Raw genomic sequence first — 24,118 nt, forward strand, 5'->3', positions numbered from 1 at the left:
ATCCGGCGTCGTTGTGGAGATAGCTCCCCGCGCCACGATGAGAGTCGCGCCTGACGATCCTGAAAAAATCTTCGGCTTCGGAAGCCAATTTAGTGTTCAGGTTGTCCGTCAGGCCGGTGTGCCGTTCACGTCATCAAATTTCAGCGATCGCAAAACCAGGTGGGTGCACTTCGGTAAAACGTATGCGGAGTCCGACGCTCAGCTTGACGTCGGATCCACTCCCGCATTGAACGTGGTGTGGCGGGTAGCGAGAGCCCAGGCCGTTCGTGCCAGCTTGTTGGCCAACGCACAGGCCACCACGTTGGAATGTCGGCGTGCAAGCATGGCGCGAACCCACTCGGCCAAGCGGCCGGATTGCCGCTCGAGCCGCAGCATGTAGGCTCTGGCGCACTGCACCAGCAGACGCCGGATGTTCTTGTCACCTCGCTTGCTGATGCCTAGCAGGTTAGCCCGGCCCCCTGTGCTGTACTGGCGAGGCACCAGGCCGATGGAGGCAGCAAAGTCCCGGCTGCAGGCGTACTGCTTGCCGTCGCCCATCTCGGCCGCCAGCACGCTCGCTGTGACAGGACCGACACCGGGAATCGACAGCAGGCGCTGACCGAGGTCGTCGTCAGCGAGCTGCCGGACCATTTCCCTGTCGATCTCACCGATCTGTTCGCTGAGGTACTTGAAGTGCGCATGTAGCCTCTCAAGGATCGAGATCAGGCGTGCAGGCAACGAATGCTCGGCAAGCACTGCCGGTAGACCGGCGATAACGGCCTGACCAACCGGTAGGCTGATGCCAAATTCCAGCAGGAAACCGTGCATCTGGTTGGTCGTCTTCGTGCGGTCGCGGATCAGCGATTCGCGCACCCGATGCAAGGCTGATAGCGTTTGCTGTGATTCGGTCTTTGGCGTAACGAACCGCATGGCCGGGCGCGATGCCGCCTCGCAGATCGCCTCAGCGTCCACGAAATCGTTCTTGTTGCTCTTGACGAACGGCCGCACGAATTGCGGCGAGATGAGTTTGACTTGGTGCCCCAAACCAGCCAGTTTGCGGGCCATGTAATGCGCACCAGCACAGGCTTCCATCACGACGGTGCACGCGTGGAAGGTGGCGAAAAACTCGACGAGCTGCTTGCGGCTTACCTTCTTGCGAAACACCGCCCGACCGAGCTGATCCTGACCGTGGAGGTGAAACGAGTGTTTGCCCAGATCGATTCCAACCAGCGTCACGCTTTGCATGATGGGTCTCCAGAAACAAAACACCCTACAGCGTAACTCGCAAGTAGGGTGGGAGTGACCATCTCATTAAATCTGACAGGCTCGTTTTTCTTCCGCTTCGGTCCAGCCCGGTATGCGGCATCGATACCGCATCGGCACGACCAGGCGCTTGCCGCCTAGTTCGATCAGCACGGGTGCGTACCAGCCGGGGAAGATCCGCGAATCACGCTCCTGCAGGTCCTGCCTGCGAAGCTCGTCGAGCCCGCGCGTTGCCGCATCGATCTTGTTCGTGGCGATCCGCACGTCCTCGCTGGCTTTCTTCGTGATCTTCGTGGCGAGCTCCTTCTCGGCGCGACGAGCCTCGCTCGCTGCTTGAACAGATCGGTCTCGAGCTTCCGTGTCCACTGACTCCGATACGCGGCGATCGCAGCAGTGATCTCTTCGTCAACACCAGCGAACGCGGCGTCGACCGCTTTCGGGATCTTGATGTCGCTCCCGACCGCACGCGCGAAAAACAGTCGGCGGAACGTCTCGATGTCCATGTCGGCGCCGTAACGTCGGACGTACTCTCGATAGTTCGCCTGGATCTTTGCCTAGGAGCACATCGCCGTCTCCCATAACCGTTGCCCTTTCGACAGAGTATCGCGCTCAGGCACGGGCCGAACAGAGTTGTGCGGATTCCGGTAGGGTTGGGGAGGCCTCGTTCTTGTAGACACGGGGGCATGGAGTGGCAGGAGGATAATGTTGGCGGGGGCGAGTTGCTCGACCGTTAGTTGCGTATCAAAATCGCCCCCTCTCTGAAAGCTAAGCTGCCGGGGATAGTCGATCGCGCTTGCGGGCAGTCGGGCGCGCACGCGCGCGCGCTGATTTCGGGGTGCGGCTTTGACGCACCCCGAAATCTTTTGTCGCGCCGTTAGCGGTGCGGCGGCCAGCGGCCGCCGTAGCGCTTACGGCCTGCCGGTGGAAAGCGCATGCAGCCCGTGGGGGTTTCCTGCGAAGCGGGCGGAGCCCGCGTGACACCGCGGCATTGCCGCGGGTCGATATGGGGTATAGGTAGAGATAGGTTCTGACTAAGCCCCGACACTTAACGGCGAGCCGTCCCGACAGTTAAATGCACTTATCCACAGTTGCGAACGGCCAGGCGGCGACACGGCGTCAGAATCCAGGCCGCAAACCAGCGAATGAGACACGAAATGCCGGCAGAAGACGGCACGACGGCGGATCCGCGCAAGCGCCATCCTCGCGGTAGCGATATTTGGACGCTAGGCGGGTGGGGCGAGCTGGTTATGCGCGACCCGGAAACACCGGTCGCGGTCCCAGTCCGGGTAGATATCTTTGAGTTCGCCGGCGCGGATCATAATCGCGCGCTCGAGATCGGCACGACGATCGTCGTCGGAGCGCGTGCTCCGAGCCACGGCCTTGGCCTGAGCAGCGGCCAGTTTGTCGGTGAGCAGAGTGCGCAGCTGGCCGGCACTGGCATGGGCCTTCCGCTCGGACTTGCGCGCGGCATTACGCCGGCGCTGCGCACGCAGGTGGGCGCGAGTGCGCTCATGGCGCAGCCACTTGCCCAGGCCGAATTGTTCGAACAGTGCAGGCGTCACGTAGCGAATGGCGGCAAGCCCACGATAGCGCGGCCCTTCGTCGCCGACCGCCACCTCGCACTGCGGCCGGCTTTTCACCAGCCGTGCGGTGACCAGGTCGCGCAGCGCGCGCTCGGCACGGCGCACCGAGAGACCCGCCTGCTCGGCCAGGTAGGGCAGGGTGAAATCCACCCAGCCGCTCTGCGCCGGCACTGCAATACGTAACGTCGAGACATCACAAAATTTGACGAGCGCTCGCACCAGTTGCACGCACGCTATACGGCGCTCGCTGCGCTGCTGGCGGCGGCTTCCATTGGCAGCGTTCAGGGCCGGCAACCAGGCCTGCGGCGTTTCGAGATATCGGCCGAGGCGCAACTTCAACTCGCGCAGCAGCCGGGGGCTGTTCGCCGGCGCCGGACACGGAATATCCGCCGGCCAAACGCGCTCGGGCAGCGACGCGCGTCGACGGGGGGCGTGCGTAGGCGCGGCCATCCAGTCGTCGCTGGCGGCCGGACAGGTCGGATTCATCGGGGCGTGCGCCAGATTCGGCGACGTACCGGGAATCAGCCGAGTCATGAGCTGGTTCAGTCCGTACCCGATACCCTCGAATTTTGGATATCCGGGTCGCCGCCAGCCGCTACCACGGGGCGGAGCGGCAGCGCCGTTGCATCTGTTTTCAATGCCTCACCGACAATACGGCCAATGTTGTTCTGGATCATCATCTGATGTGCTGATTCGTTAAGTTGCTGTCACATAGATGACGCTTGACAGGGCACGCTTCTGTTCTAGAATCCGAACTTTCTGGTTTGACGCCTGCGACGCCGAAGGTCCTGTCGTACGTCATCTTGGTCGCGCCCCGAGTGCAATCGGGGCGTTTTTTTTGACTGGCCTATCCAGTCCTCCGTATTCGTTAGCGCTACACAACATTCCAAAAGAATCGCTTTCAGTCCAGCGGAACTAGGCGATTCCATGACCAGTTGCACTCACAACCAATTCGCCGGTCGATCCTCATCGGTATAGGGCGGTTGATCATCGAAACTCGGGGGCGGCTCATCGACGACCGGTGGTTCGGCGAACAGCGGAGTCGGATCCGATTCCGTTTCGGGCGCCTTAACCACCGTGCGCGTTCTGTTTTCGAACTCGCGCGCAATCGCGGAGCCCGGTACCGCTAGGGCATTGGTGGCCGCTGCCGATGCGAGCGGCCGCGGTTGCCGTTGGGCCTTCCGCGCCGCGTCGAAGGCGGTCAGGGGAAGCGGGGGCATCACTTCGGTCCCCGGCCGCCAGATCCATGAATCCAGTTCCGACTCCGCGATAAGCGTGTCTAGCTCGGACTGGTAGCCGGACGACACGTCGGCCGGCACAACATAGAGCGCCGTACCGCGCTCGGCGTCGGTCAACAACGCCGTGGCGATTGGATGCTTAGCGGTCTGGTTGTAGCGCAGGCACTTCTGGTAACGACGGGTGGCCAAGGCCTTCAGAAGCGCGTTATCGGCGAGCGATTCGAACGGGATCCACGATTCGTTGGTCAGCATCATCGACACCTCCTGGACGGTGGCGATACCGGCCGCTGACAGGCTCGCGGTGGCGATGACCATGAGGTGGGTGCCTTCCGTTGCCGCCCAGATCTCGAGCTCGGACGCGAAGACCTTCTCGATCCGCTTCTTGGTCTTCTCGTCGACCATCAGGCCATAGTCGGGTAGATGCTTGATGACCAGCTTGAAGCCAAAGCGAGCGGTCGCGATTTCCTTGAGCTCACCGATCACCAACACGAAGTGCGGCTTCCCGGATTCGGAAACAGAAATCCGGGCGAGATGCTCGGTGCGTCGCTGGGCGATGCGGTCCTTCTGGTCGCCGACGAACATCTCAGGGACGTACAGCATGTCCTCGAGGCTCATCTTCTTCGCATTCTTGCCCGCGACGGCCAACAGCAGATATTTGCGGACCACAGACCAGTTCCGCTTGCCGGCCATGGCCGGCGACCAGCGATTCAGGCCGGCCTGTTCCCAGAGGTAGTGCAGCAAACCCCGCAAGGTCAGCTTCTTGCCATCCGTCTTGATGCTGTCAGGCTCGTCGCCAGAGGACTCCGGCATCTCCCGCGAGGCACCTTTCGCCAACGCGAAACCGAACTTGAGGGTGACCTCTCCGGATTCCGGATCCTCGACGATGGCCGCCCCCTCTACATCGCCGTAACCGCTCAGGCCGGGCGGGGTTTCGTACGAGTCGCAGCCGAGCTTGTGCTTCGCGCCGGTACCGGGCATACGCTTGACCTGATACCGCCCCTCGAAACGTGCGATGTACATCGGAATCGGTGGGGTCGAGCACAGGCAGAGCGGACGTGTCTTTGCCTCGTGCGCAGCTGGCAGTTTCGCGAGGAAACTATTGCTTCCCGCCTCGTATTCCAACCCGTCTAATTCAAAGTTCTGCATGCCAGATCTCCTGGTTTAAACGGCGGCTGAGCGCTTGGCCGAGCTCCTCAAGGGCGCTTTGGCAGAGCGGGGATCGGCCTCTCGGACATCTAGGCCGCGCGCGCGGGCCTCAATCAGCAACTGGACGAGTTCCACGGCCTCGTCGGCCGTCATGTCGCCAGCGATCGCGGCCGACACGATGCTGTGTGCTGTCACGGGTTTGCCACTTCGAAACACCTGATCGGGCATGGGAAGCTCCGGTATGGGGATGGGGTGGCTCAATCGCTGTCAGGCGGGACGTCGCCGAATACGGTGCCGAGCGCAATCGCACCGAGCAGTTCACGGGCGTAGGTGACCGACGGTATGGCGTCTCCGAAATAGGCATCGACGCCATACGGATTCGTACACCACAGACCTTCGCCGCTGACGAAGTCGAAACAGTGCCCGTCGACGTCGACCGATTTGCCCGCGGCCAGCGCCTGCACGAAGGCGTCGGGCGTTGGGAGATCCAACGCCGGCCAATCGCCGGCTTCGATTGCCGCCTTCGTGTTGGCACGTCGCTCGTCGGCCGCCTTCTCTCGCGCCAGCTCGTTCTCGGCTTCAGCCAAGGCCTCCGCCAGTTCAGCCTCGGCGTTGGCCTGGTCGACCTGCGCCCACTCGACGGCACTTTCGAATGTGTCTCGCAACACGGGCACGTCGGCGAGCAACGGCGAACAACCGAGATCGTCGGCACCGACCAGGACAAGATCTCGGCAGAGATCGCTCGCCCCATAGCGTGCCCGTTTCAGGAGTGCGTTCCGCGCTTCGGATCCCTCATCGGTCGTGCAGATCGCCATCGCGTAGTCGACCCGAGCCTGCAGCGCGCGCTCGAAAGCAATCGGCACCTCAGGATTGCGCAGACCGATGCCTGTCACCACGTCCGGTCCAGCAGGAAGTTTCGAATTCATGGTGATCTCCATGCTTACCAGACGAATCCCGCACCTACACCGGCGGCCACGGTGCCGCGCGTATCGGTCGAGCCGTTTGCCTTCAGAATCCAGTGGCCGGCATACGTTGAAATGCCGAGCGCCATGGCGGACTGCCCGCCGTACGTCCCGCCCCCGATGGCCACCATGCTCTTTCCCGGCGCCGGCGCCTGGGGCAGACTGGCGATCGCGACAGCCGCGGCGATGCCGCCATTGGCGTCACGTCGGTCGTGTTCGATGCGGTTGCTCAGGTTCGTCACCGAGTCGTTCAGTTGCTGGATGTTGACGGCATCGGTCGGGGCCGTTCCGGCCGAGACATTGGCCAGTGTTCGCGTCGTACCTGTCGCCGAGTTGCCGATCGACACCGAATCGTCGCGATCGGCCACCGAGCCGGCGCCCAGCGCCACGGCATTGGCGCCAGTTGTGCTCGCACCGCTGCCGACCGCGATCGAGCCGCTGCCTTGGGCAACGGCACCCACACCGAGTGCAACACTGCGATCACCGGTGGCTGCCGCATTGCTGCCGATAGCCGTCGCATCCGCACCGGTTGCGACTGAACCGGCGCCGGTGCTGTTGAACGCGGCATATTTGAGGCTGCCCTGGCCCGGCTCGGGGAGGCTCTGGCTGAACCTCGACGGAAGGATCGCGCCAAGTCGGGCAGAAAGTGCATCAATCGCGCTGGTATTGGCGGCGACGTTCGCGTTCGTGGCAAAGAGCTGAGCCCCGTTGACCGCATCCGTGCTGGTTGCTGATAACGCGCCGGGCGCCAAGTTATGGATGGTGACGGCCGCCCCGGCTCCGAGCCCTCCAAGCGTCACGCTGAGCTTCGTGGGATCGTCGTAAGACAGTGCGTTACCGGCGATCGTATTGACCGTACCGATAACCTGGTTCAACTGGCCGACATTGACCGCGTCGGTGACGTTCACACCCGCTGCCACACCAGAGACGCGGCGCGCGCCACCCAGGCCGCTGACGTCGATGTTGGTGCCGCCTGTGCCGGCACCGATCGTAATCGCGCCGGCACTCGAGCCGCCGCGTTGTTGCACGAGTCCGACGGTACCCGTAGCGAGCTGGCCAGCCAGGGCGGAGACGCTCTGGTTCGTCGCATAGAGTTGACGTCCCGAGACCGCGTCGGTGCTGTTCGCCGTCAAGGCAGCATCAGCGACGTTGGTCAGGGCGACGGGCGCACCTGCCGTGCCGAAGGTGACCCGCGTATGCGAGGCGTCGTCGTAAGCGACCGCGCTCGCGCCGAGCGCCCTGGCCTGAGATGCCACGCCCTGCAGCTGCTGGAGGTTGACCGCATCGGTGGCGTCAGTGCCGGTAGCTACGCCCTTGACCTGGCGCGCGCCGGCAGTGCCGGCGATGTCAACCGCCGTACCGCCGGTGCTGGCGCCGATCGTGATCGTGCCCGTGCTGGAACCGCCGGCTTGCTGCACCAGGCCAATCGTCCCGGCCGCCAGTCCCGACTGCAGCGCGGCCAGCGTCGCCCCGCCGTTGGCGACGCCGGTGGACAACGACGACACGGCGAGGCCGGTTGACGTCGACAGCATTGCGATCGAGACCGCGTTGGCGCTGATCGCCTGGTTGGCGGTGTAAAGCTGCCGACCAGACACGGCGTCCGTGCTGGTGGCCGTCAGTGTCGCGTCTGCGACGTTGGTGAGCAGGACGGGCGAGCCTGTGCCGGGGACGCCGAGCGTGACGCGCGAATGCGTCGGGTCATCATAGGAGACTGCGCCGGCGCCCACGGCACCCACAGCCGCCGTTACGCCCTGTAGTTGCTGGAGGTTGACTGCGTCGGTGGCACTCGTGCCGGCGGCTACGCCCTTGATCTGCCGTGCGCCCGCAGTTCCGCCGACGTCGAGCGCGGTGCCGCCGGTGCTGGCGCCGATCGTAATCGTGCCGTTGCCGGCACCGCCGGACTGCTGAACCAGCCCGACTGTCCCGATCGCAAGACTGGACGCGAGGGCTGATACGCCGGCGTTGGCCGAGGACAAGCCGGTCGACAGCGACGCCAGGCCATGGGAGACGCCCGTCGAGAGGGAAGAAAGCGCCGTGGTCGTGCTGGTCGACAGGCTCTCGATCGATACGACGTTGCTGGCGATGCCCGTGGAAAGCGAGGACGCTGCCGCCAGCGTTGACGTGGACAGAGCCGCGATCGCGCCGACGTTTGCGTTCGTCGCCTGCTGGGTGGCATAGAGCTGCCGCCCCGTCACAGCGTCGGTGCTGCTCGCGTTCAACGAGGCGTCCGTGAGGTTGGTCAGGCTCACGGGCGAACCTGATGCACCGAGCGTGACGCGGGTATGCGACGCGTCGTCATAGCTAACTGCGCTCGCGCCGATTACGCCCGTCTGGCCTGCCACGCTCTGCAGCTGCTGCAGGTTGACCGCATCGGTGCCGTCGATGCCGGCGGCAACGCCCTTGACCTGACGCGGTCCAGATGTGCCAGCCACGTCGAGGGCCGTACCGCCGGTGTTGGCCGCGACCATGATCGGGCCACTGCCGGTCCCGCCGGTCTGCTGGACCAACCCGACGGTTCCGGCCACCAGGCTCGACGTGAGAGACGACACACTTTCGTTGGTCGAGGACAAGCCAGTCGACAGGAGCGAGAAAGTAGCAGCCGTGCTGGATGAAAAGCTTCCGAACAAGGCCGCACTATTAACCGCGCCCGTCGAAAGCGACGACGTGACCGCCTGCGTTGAAGTAGACAATGCGGCGATCGCACCACTGTTGGCATTCGTCGCCTGCTGCGCGGCATAGAGTTGCCGGCCGTTGACCGCGTCCGTGCTGCCGGCGTTCACGGAGCCGTCCGCGAGGTTAGTCAAAGTGACTGGCACACCCACCGCACCAAAGGTGATGCGCGTGTGGGACACATCGTCGTAGACAACCGCGCTCGAGCCGATTGCGCCTGCCTGAGCCGCCACGCTCTGCAGCTGCTGCAGGTCGACCGCATCGGTAGCGTCTGTGCCTGCGGCCACACCCTTGACCTGCCGCGCGCCCGCGTTGCCGGCGACGTTGAGCACCGTACCGCCGGTACTGGCGCCGATTGTGATCGCGCCCGTGCCGGCACCGCCTGTTTGCTGAACCAGACCAACGGTCCCTGCAGCCAAAGCGGACTGCATTGCCGAGAGTGTCGCGCCGTCGCCAGCCAGGCCAGTCGAAAGAGACGAGATCGATCGGCTTGTCGTAGTCGACAACGTCGCAATCGCGCTGGCCGTGCCCGTCGACAGACTTCCGATCGTTTGTGCGGTCGACGTCGAGAGCGACACGAACCCGGCAGCGGTGTTCGTGGACAAGCTCGTGACCGTCGTGCCGATAACGGACAGTCCGGTTGAGAGCGATCCAAAGCCCGATGCCGAGCTGCTCGACAGGCTCGTGATGCCGGCCGTGTTGCTGGCAAGGCCCGTCGACAGCGACGTGACAGCCTGTGCGGTCCCGGTCGATAACGAACCGATCGCACTGGCCGCGCCGGTTGACAGGCTGCTGACCGTTTGAGCGGTCGACGACGATAGTGACGAGAACCCTGCAGCCGTGCTCGTCGACAAGCTCGCGACCGTCGTGCCGACGTCGGACAGCCCAGTTGAGAGCGAACCAAAGCCTGATGCCGTACTGCTCGACAGACTCGTGATGCTGGCCGTGTTGCTTGCCAGGCCCGTTGACAGCGACGTGGCTGACTGCGCAATACCGGTCGACAAGCTGGCCAACGCCGTACCGGCGCCGGCCACGCTGGTTGAGAGCGAACCTACGCTTGAGGCTGCACTGCTCGACAGGCTCGTGACGTTGGCCGTGTTGCTCGAGAGCCCCGTCGATAGCGACGACAAAGATTGTGAGGCGGTGGTTGACAGCGTAGCGAGTCCGGAAGAGACGGCGGCAACTCCTGTGGCATTGTTGGCGGTCGCAGTCGACAGCGACGTCACGGACTGACTCGTCGACGTTGAGAGACTCCCAACTGCCTGTCCCATGTGATAGAGCTCGGATCCGTTGACGGCGTCGAGACTTGTTGCACTAACGGCGCCGGCGGCAACATTAGTCAGTTGCCTCGGACTTTGCGGCGCACCGAAACTCACCACCCCGTTGGACGTTGATCCCGCCACCGAGTAGTTCTCACCAGCAATACCGAAGCTACTAAGCGGGTGCGCGGCGCCGGTCGTGGATCCCGATCCGATTGCGACATCCTGCGAATTGTTCGCGACGGCGCCGGTTCCGATCGCGACGGAACCATTGCCCGCGGCAGTGGCGGCGGAACCCATTGCCGTTGCATTCGTACCGGCCGCCGTCGTATTGCCGACCGCTACCGCATTCGTCTGCGCGGCGCTGGACGTCCCGAGCACGATCGAATCGGCTCCGGCCGCCGTCGACGCGTAACCAAAGCTCAACGAGCGCGGCCCGGCAGAGGCAACCGCCGTGCCGATCGCAACGGAATAATCGCCAGAGGCAACGGCACCATTCCCATCTGAAAGCGCACCGTCTCCGGACGCCTGAGCATGCACTGGACCAGCCATCGATGCGATCGCCGCGGCGATCGCGATCGATAAACCGCTTGGTGTAGGGCGTTTCGAAAATTTCATTACAATCCCCGCTTAACAACGAGTGCCCGGTCTACGGGACGTTTACGCCTGCGCTCGCGCAGGACCTGGAGCCCTCTGTTCCTGTCCTCCGCCAAGATTCCGGGAACAGAGGGGGTTTCTTTCGGCAACATCGCCATCGATCTGACGGCGCTGCCTTTGGTGAAGCTCAAGCACGGCACCCTCGAAGGCGTCGCGCAGCATCGGATATCGGCAGTCAGCGGAGGGAATTCCCCACCGTGGACGCCAACACACGCACGAGCGAGTGCTATCGCGTGGTGCCGAGCGGCATGGAGGTGGCTGAACCACTCTGGCGATCCGGGGTCTGTCGTACAGACCGCATAGGCGTACTGGACACGCGAGAAGGGAGAAAGGACGGCCGTCATTGCGACGCCTCCGACTGCGACAGCAGTGCAGCAGCAATCACCGGAAAGGTCCGCTGCATCGGCGGATAGCAGATCTGGTTGATTGCACAGCCTTGATAGGTCACCGTGAGGCCGAACATCTCGCGAGCATTGACCGGCACACGTAACGTCACTTCCCGCTCGAACACCTCAACCGGACGCCCAGCGCTCGGATCAGCGACGACCTTGCCGGCGCCGTGCTGAATTGCACCGAGGTGCGCGCGGCCGTCATCACTCGCGACCCGGAAGCGGTCGCCGTAAAGTCGGTAACCGTCGGCGATCGCAAAATGGAGGACGACAGCGCCACGTTCTTCGGTCATGCGAACGCGGAACGCTTGCTCCGGCGACAGAAACCCCTGCGCGTGTGCCTGGCGAGCGAGGACACCGCCAACGATCCACGCAAGCAACGCCACCAACACGGCCACGACGAAGCCGCGCAGAACGCGAGTTCGACCGGTCATCGCGCACCTCGCTGCTTCCACGCCGATTCAGTGCGGGCGAGACCGTGCAAGACCGGCAGCGCCAGTAGGCTCCAGAGGTACAACGTTGCGCCGGCTACCATTCCGTCGAAACACAAGTCGAAAGCCGATTCCGCCAACCCGGCCGCCGGCGAATCGAAGTTCCCGACGATCACGATCATCAAGAGCATGCAAATGAGATAGACACACATGCCGAAACGGTGCAAACCGCGCTGCGCGCGACGTAGTGCGCTCCACGTTCCACGTCGAGTGCACGTCGAACGTACAGCCGGCAAGAACAGTAGCGCCGTAACAAACGCGGCGATGAACACGGGCTCCGTGCTATTCCAGAATCCGAGCGCATCAAGGTAAGCAATAGGCGCAATCAGTAACCAGGTAACGACCGCCAACACGCCGAGCATGATTCGCACATGTCGACGATGAACCGGGGGTTGAAGGGGACGCGTATGCATACGGCTTTCTCCTTTACATGCCGCGTATTTGTCCAATTCCATCGTGGTGTTCAGTTCGCATGCCCACTGACCAAAAAGCGCAGGGCGTCCTGACTGCCTGCCGCCGCGGCTCGACGCATGAGTTGCATGCCGCTTTCCTGATCAGTATCGGTCGCCGCCGTGGTGTGGCCGAAACCCGCGTGCTTTTGCAGGTGCATGCGAGCAACCAGGTACATCGCTGTCGGTTCGCCAGCGTCCGACTCGGCCTGGAGCAAGCCCGGATAGTCGCGATTGAAATGAACGGCAAGCCATGTACCGGCGGAACGATTTCCGCCTTTCAGCGCGGCCTCCATCGCAGGTCGCATGTCGAGGTACTCGCGCGAGCGAGCCCAGGACTGCAAGGGCCCGTTTGTGCCGGTGATGGAAAGCAGGCAAGCCGCCGCCGCAAGCGCGACCGCCGCGCCCTTCAGCATGCGTTGGGCAGAGGGATCCGGATTGGTCAGGATCAACGTGCCTTCTGGCCAGGTGATCGAGGCTGCAGCTCGCCGGCGCTCGATGGAGGATGCGCGATATCGATTCATTGCGGGTGCCTCTACAGAAACGCGAGATCGGGGAAAAAGACCAGCCGGCAAGCCGGCTGGCGTCAAAGGGAAGGCGCAAGGTAAGGAACAGCACCTTCCCGCCACTAAATTGCGATCAGGCAGGCGCTACTGGCCGATGCCTCCCTTGGCCACGTCGGTGGTCTCGGCAAACGTGTATTTCTTGACGACCCCGCTGTCGTCGAACAGCACTGTCAACGTCTTCTTCCGCACGTCAGCGCCATGTGCAAACGCACCGACGATCGGGACGAAGTTGATAGCGTGCGGCGTGGCGTGCGCCAGCTCGTATGTCCAGATCTCGAGACCCGAATCGGTGAATGTGGTCTTGTTCGGTGAACCGAAAGCATCCTGAACGTCCTGCTTCGTGCTCTTGCCCTGCTGGATTTGGGCCTGAACGGTTGATTGCGTCACGGATTCGAGGTGCTCGTTGCCGGTGGTGGCGCAACCGACAAGTAACGAAGTGGCCGACAAGGCGACGATCAGGAGCGTGTTCTTCGTGAATTTCATGGTCTTCCTCTCGGTGTGATCAACAGTCAAAAAAAGGCGGTGATTCGTTGCTGGCCTAATACAGGCGGCCGGATCGCTCCGCTTCACATACAGTGCGATACCAGTCGTCCATGTGGCGCCTGACCTGCAGCTCGACGTAGCTGATGTACGGTCGCCACCACGCGTAGAACAACGAAGCGCCGAGGCCGGCGAACACGTACATCGGCAGCGAAGCGCGCGGCTCGACGACGATCGGGTAGTCGAGGTGGAATCCGTTGGAGATCAGCCGCCCCCAGAGCAACAACGCCGGTGCCCATGCCAACCAGCACAGCGCGAGCCACTGCACGACGTAACGCGTCGCCCAATCGGCTTCGATACGCAGCAGTCTCGGACTGGCCCACAGCCGACGGCGAATGTGTCGACGTTCGGCCAGATAGAGCCGCGTAAAATGCGGAACGGGACGCACACGTCGGGGGCGATTGAAAATAGACATGGCGGGCCCTATCGCTCGATCGAAAGCTGGTGGTCGTGTGATCGGTCTGCGCGTTCTGCTTCCTGAACACGCGCCTTGACCTGGTGCAGCGCGCTGTCCGGCGAATACTGAATGGCGACCTGCTCGCCGACCTCGACGTCGCGGGACAGACGAACGCGCGGATAGACGATGCCAACGGTCTGACCGATCTTGACCAGCGAGTGGTGCGTCGAGTTGGCGAGCACCTCACCGCGGTAGTGGCGCTCCAGCTGCTGCGCATCGCGCAGAATCAGGTTGTGGTGATCGCCGGCCAGGCCGATCGCCCGGCGCGAAACATCGTCCGGCACGTCACCCTCGGGTAGCTGGCCCCGATGGATCTGTTCGGACAGGTTGGCGCGTTCGATTTCGCGGTGGGGAACCGTGCTGATCGAGGTCCGCGTTTCGAGGTGGTGGTAGGCCGCGTCGAGCTCGGGGAAGAGGGCGAGCGCCTGGTCACGGCCCAGCGTGTCGAACGCGCGGCCGCGCTCCGCGTCGCGCGCGTGGTCAACGGTACGCCGGCGCGGCGCGCGCGCCGTATCGACTTCGACCTCCGTCTTTGGCTGATCCGGTTGGCGTGCAGACGGCAGAATGGCCCGTTCGCGTACCGGCTCTATGCCACCCGGATCGACGACGACCACACGACCGTCCACGATGCCCAGATTGTCGACGCCCTGATCGCTCCAGTGGTATCCGCGCTGACGAAGCGCGTCGGCCGTGCGCGCGACGTCGGCCGATGTCACGCCTCGCATATCGGCGCGGGGCATGATTTGGTATCGCAGATTGCCTTCGGTGCCGCTCGCCACCGGCTGCAAGACCTCGGGAATTTTTGGCCGAACGGCAAGATCGCCGGTTCCGAGCCGCACCACATGCTTGTCGTCGGCCGCCAGCACGACCGACGACGCGCCGGCGTCCAGCGGTGTCAGGTGAGTCATCCCGTGCGAGCGAAGCCTGGCCTCGAGGGCGGGCAGATGGCGCGACGCAGCGATTTCCTCGGCGACCGGATCGGGGAAGTGGCCACCGACGTTCGGCACGTCACGCGTCATCGACCGGAGGACGTCGCGCAAGCCGCGCTCCGGTGCCGGCCGCGCATCCGCAGACGCTCCGCTGACCCGTGCTTGCGCATCCCTCTCCGGGACGCGTAGCGCCTGCTCACGACGCAGCGAGATGTCGGCAATTTCCGGCGCCGGCGCGCCTCGGCCTGTACGAGCGTCACGAATGTCATCGAGCATTTGAACGTGATGGGCTATCTCGTCGCGGGTCATCGGACGCTCGCGCTCATGCACGATCGACGCCGCGGCCGCTTGCGGCTCGCGCCATTCACCCTGATGCAGTTCGTTGCGGTATATCTCACGGTGATGCCGATCGACGACCAGAATTCGATCCACTGCCTTCTCACGCTCGAGCAATGCGACCGTTTCCACCATGCCGGCATACGCCTGGTCGTGCTGCTCGCGATTGACCACCCGTCCCACGCCCGTCGTCGCGATTTCGCGCTCGGTACGCATCTGCGCACGCGTAAGCGACACGTCCGCTGGCATGGCCACGCCCCGAACCTCCAGCGTGTAACCGCGGTCCTTGAGCCGCCGCGCCAGATTGCGCAGGCTATCGGGGTTACGCATCGTGCCGTCGACCACAAGATCACGGCGCACGTCGGATGCGGCCGTGGTTAGCCGGCCCGCCCACCGGCCAGCATCGGCATGCGTCAGGTCGGCTGCATGTTGCGGATCCTCGCGAAGAAGCCGGCTGTACTGCGGCAGGTTCTCCCTCATGCGATCGGCGTCGATCAAAACGGCACCACCGCGCTCGTTGAGTTCGCCCATCGCCTGACGCGCAATGGCCGTCTTGCCGGCACCGGGTTGGCCACCGATGAGGATCGCCTTCGGCTCGGCTTGCTCGCGGCTGCCGTCAATCGCCTCGCGCTCCACTCGCGCATACGCGCGCTGCATCACGACATCCGGAATAGTGTCCATGATGGGCTCCGGAATCAGGCGTGACCGATGTTCAAGCGACGGACACGCAGGCCGTAGATGTCCAGCGCACGAGCGATCGCAGCCGCATCATCCGGATGCAGCGCATCGCGAGCGGCAACCAGAGTCTTGCGTTCCGCGTCGGCTATAGCGATGCACTCCGCATCCGGCTCGCTGCGCGACTCCTCTTCAGCGATGACGGCGACATAGTGGGCGATCAGCTGCCCGATCGTCTGGCAGGCGACTTCGAAATCGACATGAGGCATCGTGTTCTCCATTAAAAAGTTCGGCTTACGCGCGTGATTGCGGGGTCAAACACCTGGGTAAGGCTTCGATTCATTCCATAGGCGCGCCCACGCGGCGCGCACGGCTGCGGCGACCGTGGCGTGATGCCAGATGACGAGGACGTTTTCAGCGTTGTGATTGGCACCGGCCTGCGTGTAGTTCATCGAGCCTGTCTGGGTCGTATCGCTATCAGCGACGATGAACTTGTCGTGCATGAGCGGTACGGCCATGTCGATGCGAACCGGTATTCCGGCCGCGACGAGATCCGCGAGCTTCGAGCCGCGGCCGTCAAGCTGGGAGCGGTCGAGGACGACACGGACCTGGACACCAGCGCGGGCGCGCTCGATCAGATGGGTAACGATGCGACGATTGGTGAGCTCGTAAGCGGCGACGTCGAGCTCCGACTGCGCGCTGTCGATCACGCTCAGCGCGAGCGCCTCGGCCTGGCCGTCGGGTGAAGTCGCGAATTGGACGGAGGCGTGGCCGCCAGAGCCTGCGCTTTCAGAATGTGAGGCGTTGTCGGCTGGGTGCTTCAGAGAGCTCGCAAAATGCCCAACGGACGACGACAAATTGCCGAGATCCGGCGTCGGCCCGTCATGCAGCACGTAGTAGCCGACACCGGCCGTGATCGCGAGGAAGAGGAGAAACTTCATGCCGACCTCCCGACGTGGGAGGCGTGGCCATCCGCTGAATAGGAGCGGGCGCAGGCGTCGTCGCTGTGCACCGAGGCGCAAGCAGCAAGAAGCAGGGCAGAAAACGTGAGCGCGACCAGACGCACTCGACTCACCGTCGAGATCGCGCTAATTAAAGACGCAAATGAATTGACACCACGACGAATTACGTCATCAAGGATTAACTTGCCAGTACGAGAAATCAGGCGTAACGTCGATACTAATTGCGTACGGGGGCGCTCATCATGGACTATGTGCTTGCGAATTTCATGGCGATAATGGCAGCAGCGATTTTCTCGGTTTTCACATCGTTTATCGCCTCGCGCAGTGGCCGATTGATTTACCGGAAAATCATGTGGGGCTACCTGACCACGCTCCTGGTTGCGGCCATCGTGATTACGGTAATGCAGCTGCCCTTTACCATTTTGGCGTTTGGCGCTCTCTCTTCCTGCATATTCGGCGTGTTCGCAGAAATCGGTATCGCTGCGAAAGTCGGACACCTCGCCATTACCGACAGGTCGGGCGGTGGATATGACGATAATTTCGCTATGTCGCGTAGCTTTGTCGACGAGTACACCAATAGCTGGAAGCAGTCCTACCACGGGCCGAATGATTCTCTCCGAAATTGGTGACAGTGAGTTCTTCATATTCTGAGGGGGCCGCAAGGCCCCTTTTTCATTGGTTCTTGGGGTCATCGTTTGCAACGTCCGCCCGCGGGATCGACTTGACTCCACGTTCGTCATCGGCCGAATCGCGCCCTAGTCGACCGGGCGACACCAGAGCGCTCGGGGAAGTGACGGCGCCGCTGGCCGCCGACTCGACGCGCGGAACCGATGGGTCGCCTTCGGCGGTTGAGGGATCGGGGTACGGCGAAGGTGTCGTAGGCAAGACAGCCCCAGCAGCAGAAGGTCCGGCTGGCGCGCGATCGATCTCCATCTTTCTTTCAACACCGCCGACTTGTGACTCGACGGTTGGGAGGCCGACGCCGCCGGACGTCGAACTGCTCCGGGCAGCTGTTCCAGGCGCAGTAGGCACCGGCATAGCCCCCACTGGACCAGCGTTAGTAGGCTTGACGTTGTCAATTCGCGAGCCGGAGCTAACGGCCGTCGTTCGCGGAGCCACGACTGAGACCCCGCCGCTGCGCTTCATTGAAGCGGTCGGCACGCCACGTCCCTGACTTCCATCGTCAACCCCTCGGTGACCCCGTATCGGGTCGACGGCTCGCCCTACAGCTTCTTGATCAGGGCTGGATAGCTCCGGAGACGGCCGGCTGTATGTCCCGTCAAGAGCATCGGGCGCTCGACGATCACTCTGCCGATGTGACATGTGGTCATTGCCGGCCGGCAGAGTCACGATCCTGAAGTCAGATTCAGACAGGCGCGGTTGAGTGGCGGGCGAGCCCGTGCCGGGTCCCGCCGCTCGAGCGGCTTCAAGAGTCGGGCCATTTCCCGTCGTTCGCGGATGCAGGAAGTTTTCAATAGGTGCCGAGGTGGACGTAGTTCCAACCGGCTCGGTCGGCTGAATCGAGTTCACCCATGCCGATAGAGGCCCCTTGCTATCAGAAGCTGAGGTCGCCGCCGGCGGAGAGGAAAGCGAGCGGCCCGGCGCCCGCTCGGGCATCATGAGCGGCTTGTTGTCAGCCGACGGATCGACGCGGTCACGCACCTGCTTGATTGGCGCGGCGGACTCGCTTGCGACCCGTTGCTGCATAGCGTCCACACGCTGCTGAGCGTCGGTCACGATTTGGGGCATCGGCGTCGCAACATCCAGGGGTGTCGTATCCACTTGTCCAACCGCACCTGCAAATCGCTGGAACGACGCGGGGGCACTTGCACCAACACCGGACTGGTTGCGTCGGTCCTGGCGAGCGACGTCGATCCCGCTCGCAGGGAGAGCAGACCCATCACGAGCCGTGGTCGGCAACGTCGAGTTGCGCGAAACGATGTCGCGCATCGCTGCATCTTGGGCGACCAGCTGAGCGATCTGCGGAGACGGCAACGTCATCAGCTGGCTGTATCGCATACCGTTGCGCGCAGCGACCGCCTGCAGGTTCTCAGGCGTCATCAGGTTGATCGAGGTATCTACGCGCGAAACCACTTGCGTCGATCCGCGCTGGCGCACGTCTGCGCTGCGAGTGAGATCCGCTGCAACGCGAGAGCCGGACGAAACCTGGTCCGTCAGAGACGCGGAACGGTCGCTGCGAACGTGTTGCCCGGACTCCATCCCCGTCGAGTCCGAATGGATCTGTGAGCCTTCCCGGCTAACTTGATCGCTTTCGGTATAGGCGCCCAAACTTCCGTACTGGTCGACGAACTTCTGTGCATCGGAATTTCGCCAGAATCGCGTATAGCCACCCTCACCCGAAACGTCGAGCCCAAATTTCAGACTGGACCGCCCCTTTCCAGTGCCGCCGCCGTTGACAAAATCTGCCGCGCGCACTTTCGACCGATACGCGTCGCGCACCGCCTGCACTTCTTGTGGCGTTTTTCCGAGCGACTCCGCCTTGCGCGCAAGCCGGTCTTCCTCGGCTTGATTGAATAGTGGTGAGTTCGCCGAGGCATTGGTGGTTCCGTGGGACCCATTGCCGCTCGGGCCCCGACCATTGCCACCTGACGATCCTCCACCGCCACCTCCGACATTGCCAGCAGGTTGCGCATCGTCACCAAACGACTTATCGAAGCCACCACCGAGCATGATGGATCCTCTTCCGCCAAGCGACGTCTGCCCTTCAACGGAATGTGCTTGATCGACTGAGTACTGCTGGTCGTTCGACGTCCGGCGCTCGCCGGACTGTGTCGAAGAGGCCCGCGTACCAGAGCTGGCCTCATCGGCAAGCCGTTGCGAGCTTCCCCGTTCTTGGCTGCTCGAGACGCTATTCGTGCTGGACGCAAGCTGCTCGCGCGCAGCGAAGGTCGAATTTGTTCGGTTTGCCGCGACACCCGTCGAGGTGTCGGTGCCGAGCGACCGCTCGAATGCGTCCTGGGAGGTTGCCGAAACGCCAAGGCTGTTTTGAAACTCGGTTCGAGCGATCAGGCCATTGGCAAAATTCGTGAAGGCCGACCCGGTCCCCGTATCGACGTTCATCGAGCCAGTGCGCGATTGCACGGTGTTGTCGTACTTGTTCGCCGAGGTCACGTTGCGCGACGCGTTATCGATCGACGACGAATCCATGTGCACGTTGCCGATGTTTTCGTCGCCTTGCGCCTGCTGGCCACCGATCTGTTGAGCAGAGCCGGTCAACGCGCCGCTCAGTTGAGAGAACGCGCCTACGACGCCGGCCGACGCGAAGTTCAGCAACAACCAGGCAAGGGGTGGCGTAATAACCACCATGTATCCAAGCAGCGCCTGCTCGTCGAGCAACGTCTGCCCGAACTTCGCCGCCATCCCGAACGGCACCCCGGCCTGAAGCGACATCGAGCGCATCTCATGGCTCAGGTGAATCAGCGACAGCCCGTTGATGACCGCGAAGAGCATCGGCCAGATAGATACCCACGCCACCGTCTTCGCGTACATCGCGAGGATTCGCTTGGCCCCATCCGCGCCGCTGATCAAGCAAAGCACCAGAATGAGCGGGAAAACCGCATAGATAATCGCTTCGGCATAGTTGCGAACAGTCGGTAGCGTGTTCTTGGCCAGAATCGCCATGGAGGCAAGCGAACCGTTCGTCGCCACCGCAGCCTGTGCCGAACTCATCAACGCATTGACCTCGGCCACGCGCGCCGGATCGTTCAGCATCGCGGGCAGCTCCGCGCCCGCCTGACGCCATACGTTGTTGAACATTGCCTGTCGTAGCGCCGACGACGCGTTCTGCGACGACTGGAGGATGAAGCCGTACGAATCTCCGATCGCGTTGACGAATTCCGCCTTCGCCATGGAGGGGTCGGCGATCTCCGGATACATCTCGCTGCCATACATCTGCTCGGCCGCTTGCTCAGCGTCCTGTACGCGCAGCAGCAACAAAGTGCCGGTCGCGGAACACGTGTCCGTCGTAGGGTTCGCGGTAAGGGTGTTCGTCGTCACGTATCGTGCAGGGCTCGTCGACGTGAACACGGTATTGAAGGGGTCCGTGCCGTTCATGATCGTCTTCGGATCAATTGCGCCGTCCTGGATGTCGTAGACCGTGCACTCCTTGAAGAACTGGATAAGGTCGGCGTGCAGCCCCGGATCAGTGATTTCAGCCTTGTTTACCTTCTGCAGCACGGAGATGCCGAAACCCACATCGCCCTTTTTCAGGGTCAGCGTATCCGGCACCGAAAAGATCGTTTCGTACGACTGCGTCAGCACGCGAGAGATGAGCGTGAAGCTCTGGGCAACGGCGGCGAGATACGCGGGGACGTGATCCACCTCCCGAGTCGGCTGCACGTTGTTGACGTCGGTGATGAACACGTTCTCAATAGGCAGCAACAGCAGCTGCGTCATCAGCATCGCGGCGGCGAACCAGCGGAAGATCTCGTAGCCTTTCCGACCGATCGCGACAATCGTCCAGATCACTACCCCGCACAACAGCGTGTAGCGGATGAGACCTGTCCAGGTGCCGCTACCCATGAAAGACGCGATACCCTGCATGACGTAGTACAAGGTATCGACGTTCCCATAGGTGTCGATTTCCATGTTCATTGCGTGCTCCCGCCGTTCAGCGTCTGGCCGAACGCCAACGAGTTCCGAAGCGAAGACGACACATTCGCGTGCACGGCACGCTCGATCGACTGGAGTTGCTCGACCAGCTGCCACGCGTTCGACGTCTGGCTGAAGGCTTGCATCACGACGCTGCGTGCTTCCGATTCGACCGTGTCGATGTTGGCATTGAGCTTCGTGGCCTCGTCGAGCAGCGACGTGCTGGATTTCACGGTGCCGTATCGCGCGATTGCCCGGCGGAGGTCTTCAGCAGATCCGTGGATGTAGGCCTCGGCGTACTTAGCCGCGATCAGCGCCTGGTAGGTGCTCAACAGTTGGTCGGCCAGAGACGAATTGTTCAGGCGCGTGCCGACCGCGATCATTTTGTAGACCGGCAGGTCGGTCATGCTCAGGAACCGAAACGTGTCTGCCGGGTTCGGGATCGCCGAGCGCGATGCGATCGCATCCGTGATCACCTGCAGCTTTTGCTGTACGAGCGTACGGAAGGGGGTGTATCCAATTTCCTGCACTGACGGATTCAGGCACTTCGTCGTCTCGTCGCACACGTACACCTGAATCGTGGTGCCGCTGTTCGCAGCGGGATCGTTACCGACCAGCTCCTGCACCGTGAGGCTACCGATTCGGGGCAGGAATACAGGATTCACCTCCGTGCCGCCAGAATCCGACGGGTCAGGGAAGATGACCGTCCCCACCAGCGACATCAGGAATTCGCGATCCGACGTGCTCAGGTCCGGCAGCTGCTGCAGCGCCTGCCACGTCACATTGCCGTACGGCTGCTTGGCCGCGAGATTGGAATCCGATGCAGTGGCCGTATTGATCGTCTGCGCCGCTTGCGCCGAGCTGTTTCCGGTATTTGTCCAGGCATCGGTCATATCCGAATACAGGTTCGTGAATGGCCCGAGCGTGTCGGCCAGGTTCGCCTGCTCTTTTTTCCATGCAACAGGCGTCACCGCATTGACGATGCCCTCAGCGGCCTGGCACGAGTCGATGTTCATGCGGTTGACGTCGCGGGCGATGGTCTGCAACGACTGCATGACGTTGTCGCAGGTCGGGCAGAGGTTCTGCAGGGCAAGCTTGAATGCGTAGCCCAAGGCGTTCGAGCCGATGTTGCGCAGCAGCGCAACAAACTGCTCCTTATTGATGAAGCTGAACCCGCCGGCAAACAGGTCGATCCCGCCGCAACCCGCACCCCATTCCGGGGCGGTGACGCTCGCGAGCTGGTAAGTCTTGTGTGGCGTGCGCATGAACACACTGCCGCCGCTGTACATATCCATCGTCTCGCCCTGCAACGCCCGCGGGCTCGATACGTTGCCCATGGCGTTGATTGAGTCGAAGACCTGCTGCATCGACATCGCCTGCGCACACACCGGGGCGATGGTAACCACTGCAGCCGTCAGTACGGCAATCCAGCGTGTCGGTTTCATCAGAAAAGCTCCCCGGGCTGCGAGGCAGTGAGAACGAAAATGCGGTCGATGATGTCCTGGAGGGACATCGTTCCCGAGCCGATCATTGCGTGGTCGCCGGTCTCTTTGGACGCGATGAAGAGGGCAGGCACCTGCTGCACACCCCAGACCGACGCCTGACCGTGGTCAGGCGTCGGGTTCGGAAACTCGCCAATACCCCGACCGTCCAGAGAGACCGGCAGCACGTCGATGCCATAGCGCTGCCCGAGCAGCACAATCGTCGGGGCCATCGCATGGCAGTACCGGCAGTCCGAGCGGAAGAAGAAAATCAGGCCGTGCTTCTGCGCGAGTGCACGCAGTTGCCCGTCCTGGTCTGAATCCCGGGTCCGATCATAGGTATGGACAGCGACGTTGTTGGTCGGTCGCTTGAGCGAGTAATCGAGGCTCGGGTTCTGCCATACGACGCGGCGCCATTGATCGGCGAAGACAGCGCTCTTTTGCTGGACGTACTCCCAAAGCTTGATGTACTCCTTGATGTGCTCGGGCGTCGGGTCCATGTTTGCGACGTCGAGTCGGTGCTTCAGTGCCTCGCGCATCTCGTCGGCCGACTTGATCTGATCGAAGTCGTCGGAATCGACCGGTTTGGCCGCGCTCGCACCCGCGGGCGCCGCGGGCTTGTCGTCATCGCAGTACCAGTTGAATTTCTCTTGCCCGTCGCAGCTCCAGGCGGACTTGTAGTCCAACCCGTCTGCGTCCGCAAACGGCGACACCAGCAGCGCTGCAGGAAGCAGGACCGCTACCGCGAGCCGGAATCCACGGAATGCGCTCATGGCCGGCTCCGCTGCGCGTCGACGTCAAAGCCGGCGTCTTCGAGCAACACGGAAATGGCTTCGCGCGACGGCGCGGCGCCGTGCGTTACCCGGAAGGTCGCGCGGTCACTGGCGGCACCAGCAAAGAGATGGCTCGGCAAGTCGGGCGCCGGCGCGGCGCGCATACTGGTGATCGTAATCTGCAGTTTCACTTCACTCTCCTTCGCGGATTGCACGACTCAGTTCGGCACGCGGCCGTCCGATCGAGTCGAGGCGTCTGCGCAGTCCGATAGGCGAGGGCGGGGAAACGCCGAAATCCGTAGCAAGCATGACGACGACAGCAACGAGCCACGCGACGAACAAGCCGTGACCAACCTGAGGGGCGAGCGTCGTGATCGGCACGTCGTCAGTGCGCCAGTGCATACAAATGGCGGCCGACGGCGCGTGGCGAGCGGCCGTATCGGTGCATGTCCGCAGTCGGATCGTGCCCGGATTCGTACCGCTTCCAGCCGCCTGTTCGAGCACGGTCGTTGCCATACCCGTGAACGACCCGTGATTCAGTATTGCGAGCGCGACGACGGGGACGGCAGCCGGCACAATGACGAAAGCGAAGAGGAATCGACGCACGTAGCAGGGCAGGCTGGCGAGCAGCGCATGGCGCCAGTTCGAGCGGACACGCGAAGGGGGAAACAGGCTTTCGATGGACATGATCAACGCTCCTGC

At 62.9% G+C, this 24,118-nt stretch carries 21 protein-coding genes and 1 pseudogene; 1 reads left to right on the top strand and 21 read right to left on the bottom strand.

What is annotated here, in order from left to right; genetic code table 11:
* Positions 1 to 198: 198 nt before the first annotated feature.
* The 16 genes and pseudogenes from KPB06_RS03105 to KPB06_RS03180 form a co-directional block, all read right to left on the bottom strand.
* The gene (locus KPB06_RS03105) at positions 199 to 1,224 is read right to left on the bottom strand and encodes an IS110 family RNA-guided transposase (protein WP_275920365.1); all 1,026 of its coding nucleotides are present in this window, start codon (positions 1,222 to 1,224) and stop codon (positions 199 to 201) included.
* 81 nt (positions 1,225 to 1,305) lie between these two features.
* Positions 1,306 to 1,790: pseudogene (locus KPB06_RS34470) on the bottom strand (SOS response-associated peptidase family protein); the annotation flags it as partial.
* Between the two features lie 675 nt (positions 1,791 to 2,465).
* Positions 2,466 to 3,359, bottom strand: coding sequence for a hypothetical protein (locus KPB06_RS03115; protein ID WP_027811104.1), 894 nt, complete (start codon positions 3,357 to 3,359; stop codon positions 2,466 to 2,468).
* An 8-nt stretch (positions 3,360 to 3,367) separates the two neighbouring features.
* The gene (locus KPB06_RS03120; protein WP_153260042.1) at positions 3,368 to 3,505 is read right to left on the bottom strand and encodes a hypothetical protein; all 138 of its coding nucleotides are present in this window, start codon (positions 3,503 to 3,505) and stop codon (positions 3,368 to 3,370) included.
* A 261-nt stretch (positions 3,506 to 3,766) separates the two neighbouring features.
* The gene (locus tag KPB06_RS03125) at positions 3,767 to 5,209 is read right to left on the bottom strand and encodes a DUF1173 domain-containing protein (RefSeq protein WP_275920367.1); all 1,443 of its coding nucleotides are present in this window, start codon (positions 5,207 to 5,209) and stop codon (positions 3,767 to 3,769) included.
* Positions 5,210 to 5,224: 15 nt separating this feature from the next.
* Positions 5,225 to 5,437, bottom strand: coding sequence for a hypothetical protein (locus KPB06_RS03130; protein ID WP_275920368.1), 213 nt, complete (start codon positions 5,435 to 5,437; stop codon positions 5,225 to 5,227).
* A 29-nt stretch (positions 5,438 to 5,466) separates the two neighbouring features.
* Positions 5,467 to 6,135 (bottom strand): hypothetical protein, encoded by a 669-nt coding sequence (locus KPB06_RS03135; RefSeq protein WP_275920369.1) that lies wholly within the window; start codon positions 6,133 to 6,135, stop codon positions 5,467 to 5,469.
* A gap of 14 nt (positions 6,136 to 6,149) precedes the next feature.
* On the bottom strand, positions 6,150 to 10,718 hold the full coding sequence (locus KPB06_RS03140) for a beta strand repeat-containing protein (RefSeq protein WP_275920370.1): 4,569 nt from the start codon (positions 10,716 to 10,718) through the stop codon (positions 6,150 to 6,152).
* A 379-nt stretch (positions 10,719 to 11,097) separates the two neighbouring features.
* Positions 11,098 to 11,580 carry a protein-disulfide reductase DsbD N-terminal domain-containing protein gene (locus KPB06_RS03145; RefSeq protein WP_275920371.1) on the bottom strand — a complete coding sequence of 161 codons (483 nt, stop codon included), beginning with the start codon at positions 11,578 to 11,580 and terminating at the stop codon, positions 11,098 to 11,100.
* On the bottom strand, positions 11,577 to 12,050 hold the full coding sequence (locus KPB06_RS03150; RefSeq protein WP_175810088.1) for a hypothetical protein: 474 nt from the start codon (positions 12,048 to 12,050) through the stop codon (positions 11,577 to 11,579). Before KPB06_RS03150 ends, KPB06_RS03145 begins: the two co-directional genes overlap by 4 nt.
* A 50-nt stretch (positions 12,051 to 12,100) precedes the next feature.
* Positions 12,101 to 12,610, bottom strand: a complete 510-nt coding sequence (locus tag KPB06_RS03155; RefSeq protein WP_275920372.1) for a hypothetical protein — start codon at positions 12,608 to 12,610, stop codon at positions 12,101 to 12,103.
* Between the two features lie 126 nt (positions 12,611 to 12,736).
* Positions 12,737 to 13,135, bottom strand: a complete 399-nt coding sequence (bamE, locus tag KPB06_RS03160; protein ID WP_275920373.1) for an outer membrane protein assembly factor BamE domain-containing protein — start codon at positions 13,133 to 13,135, stop codon at positions 12,737 to 12,739.
* A 55-nt stretch (positions 13,136 to 13,190) separates the two neighbouring features.
* Positions 13,191 to 13,607 (bottom strand): hypothetical protein, encoded by a 417-nt coding sequence (locus KPB06_RS03165; protein ID WP_275920374.1) that lies wholly within the window; start codon positions 13,605 to 13,607, stop codon positions 13,191 to 13,193.
* Between the two features lie 8 nt (positions 13,608 to 13,615).
* Entirely contained in the window at positions 13,616 to 15,595 is a 1,980-nt protein-coding gene (locus tag KPB06_RS03170) for a zeta toxin family protein (RefSeq protein ID WP_275920375.1), read from the bottom strand.
* Positions 15,596 to 15,609: 14 nt separating this feature from the next.
* Positions 15,610 to 15,870, bottom strand: a complete 261-nt coding sequence (locus KPB06_RS03175) for a hypothetical protein (protein WP_027811093.1) — start codon at positions 15,868 to 15,870, stop codon at positions 15,610 to 15,612.
* Between the two features lie 33 nt (positions 15,871 to 15,903).
* Positions 15,904 to 16,530 carry a phospholipase D family nuclease gene (locus KPB06_RS03180; RefSeq protein WP_275920376.1) on the bottom strand — a complete coding sequence of 209 codons (627 nt, stop codon included), beginning with the start codon at positions 16,528 to 16,530 and terminating at the stop codon, positions 15,904 to 15,906.
* Between the two features lie 263 nt (positions 16,531 to 16,793).
* Between KPB06_RS03180 and KPB06_RS03185 the strand changes: the two genes are divergently transcribed.
* The gene (locus KPB06_RS03185; protein ID WP_275920377.1) at positions 16,794 to 17,180 is read left to right on the top strand and encodes a hypothetical protein; all 387 of its coding nucleotides are present in this window, start codon (positions 16,794 to 16,796) and stop codon (positions 17,178 to 17,180) included.
* A 43-nt stretch (positions 17,181 to 17,223) separates the two neighbouring features.
* Here the strand turns inward: KPB06_RS03185 and KPB06_RS03190 are convergent, their stop codons facing one another.
* The 5 genes from KPB06_RS03190 to KPB06_RS03210 are packed head-to-tail and all read right to left on the bottom strand — an operon-like array spanning position 17,224 to position 24,103.
* Positions 17,224 to 21,165, bottom strand: coding sequence for a conjugal transfer protein TraG N-terminal domain-containing protein (locus KPB06_RS03190; protein ID WP_275920378.1), 3,942 nt, complete (start codon positions 21,163 to 21,165; stop codon positions 17,224 to 17,226).
* A complete protein-coding gene (locus KPB06_RS03195) occupies positions 21,162 to 22,607 on the bottom strand; it encodes a conjugal transfer protein TraH (RefSeq protein WP_275920379.1) in 1,446 nt (481 codons plus the stop codon). Before KPB06_RS03195 ends, KPB06_RS03190 begins: the two co-directional genes overlap by 4 nt.
* Entirely contained in the window at positions 22,607 to 23,416 is an 810-nt protein-coding gene (locus tag KPB06_RS03200) for a conjugal transfer protein TraF (RefSeq protein ID WP_275920380.1), read from the bottom strand. Before KPB06_RS03200 ends, KPB06_RS03195 begins: the two co-directional genes overlap by 1 nt.
* Positions 23,413 to 23,607 carry a hypothetical protein gene (locus KPB06_RS03205; protein WP_175810098.1) on the bottom strand — a complete coding sequence of 65 codons (195 nt, stop codon included), beginning with the start codon at positions 23,605 to 23,607 and terminating at the stop codon, positions 23,413 to 23,415. The genes KPB06_RS03200 and KPB06_RS03205 overlap by 4 nt, the downstream gene beginning before the upstream one ends.
* A gap of 1 nt (position 23,608) precedes the next feature.
* Complete coding sequence (locus KPB06_RS03210) at positions 23,609 to 24,103, bottom strand: hypothetical protein (protein ID WP_275920381.1); 495 nt, start codon at positions 24,101 to 24,103, stop codon at positions 23,609 to 23,611.
* Positions 24,104 to 24,118 lie beyond the last annotated feature (15 nt).

The sequence above is a fragment of the Burkholderia semiarida genome, from assembly GCF_029268935.1.
GTDB lineage: Bacteria > Pseudomonadota > Gammaproteobacteria > Burkholderiales > Burkholderiaceae > Burkholderia > Burkholderia semiarida.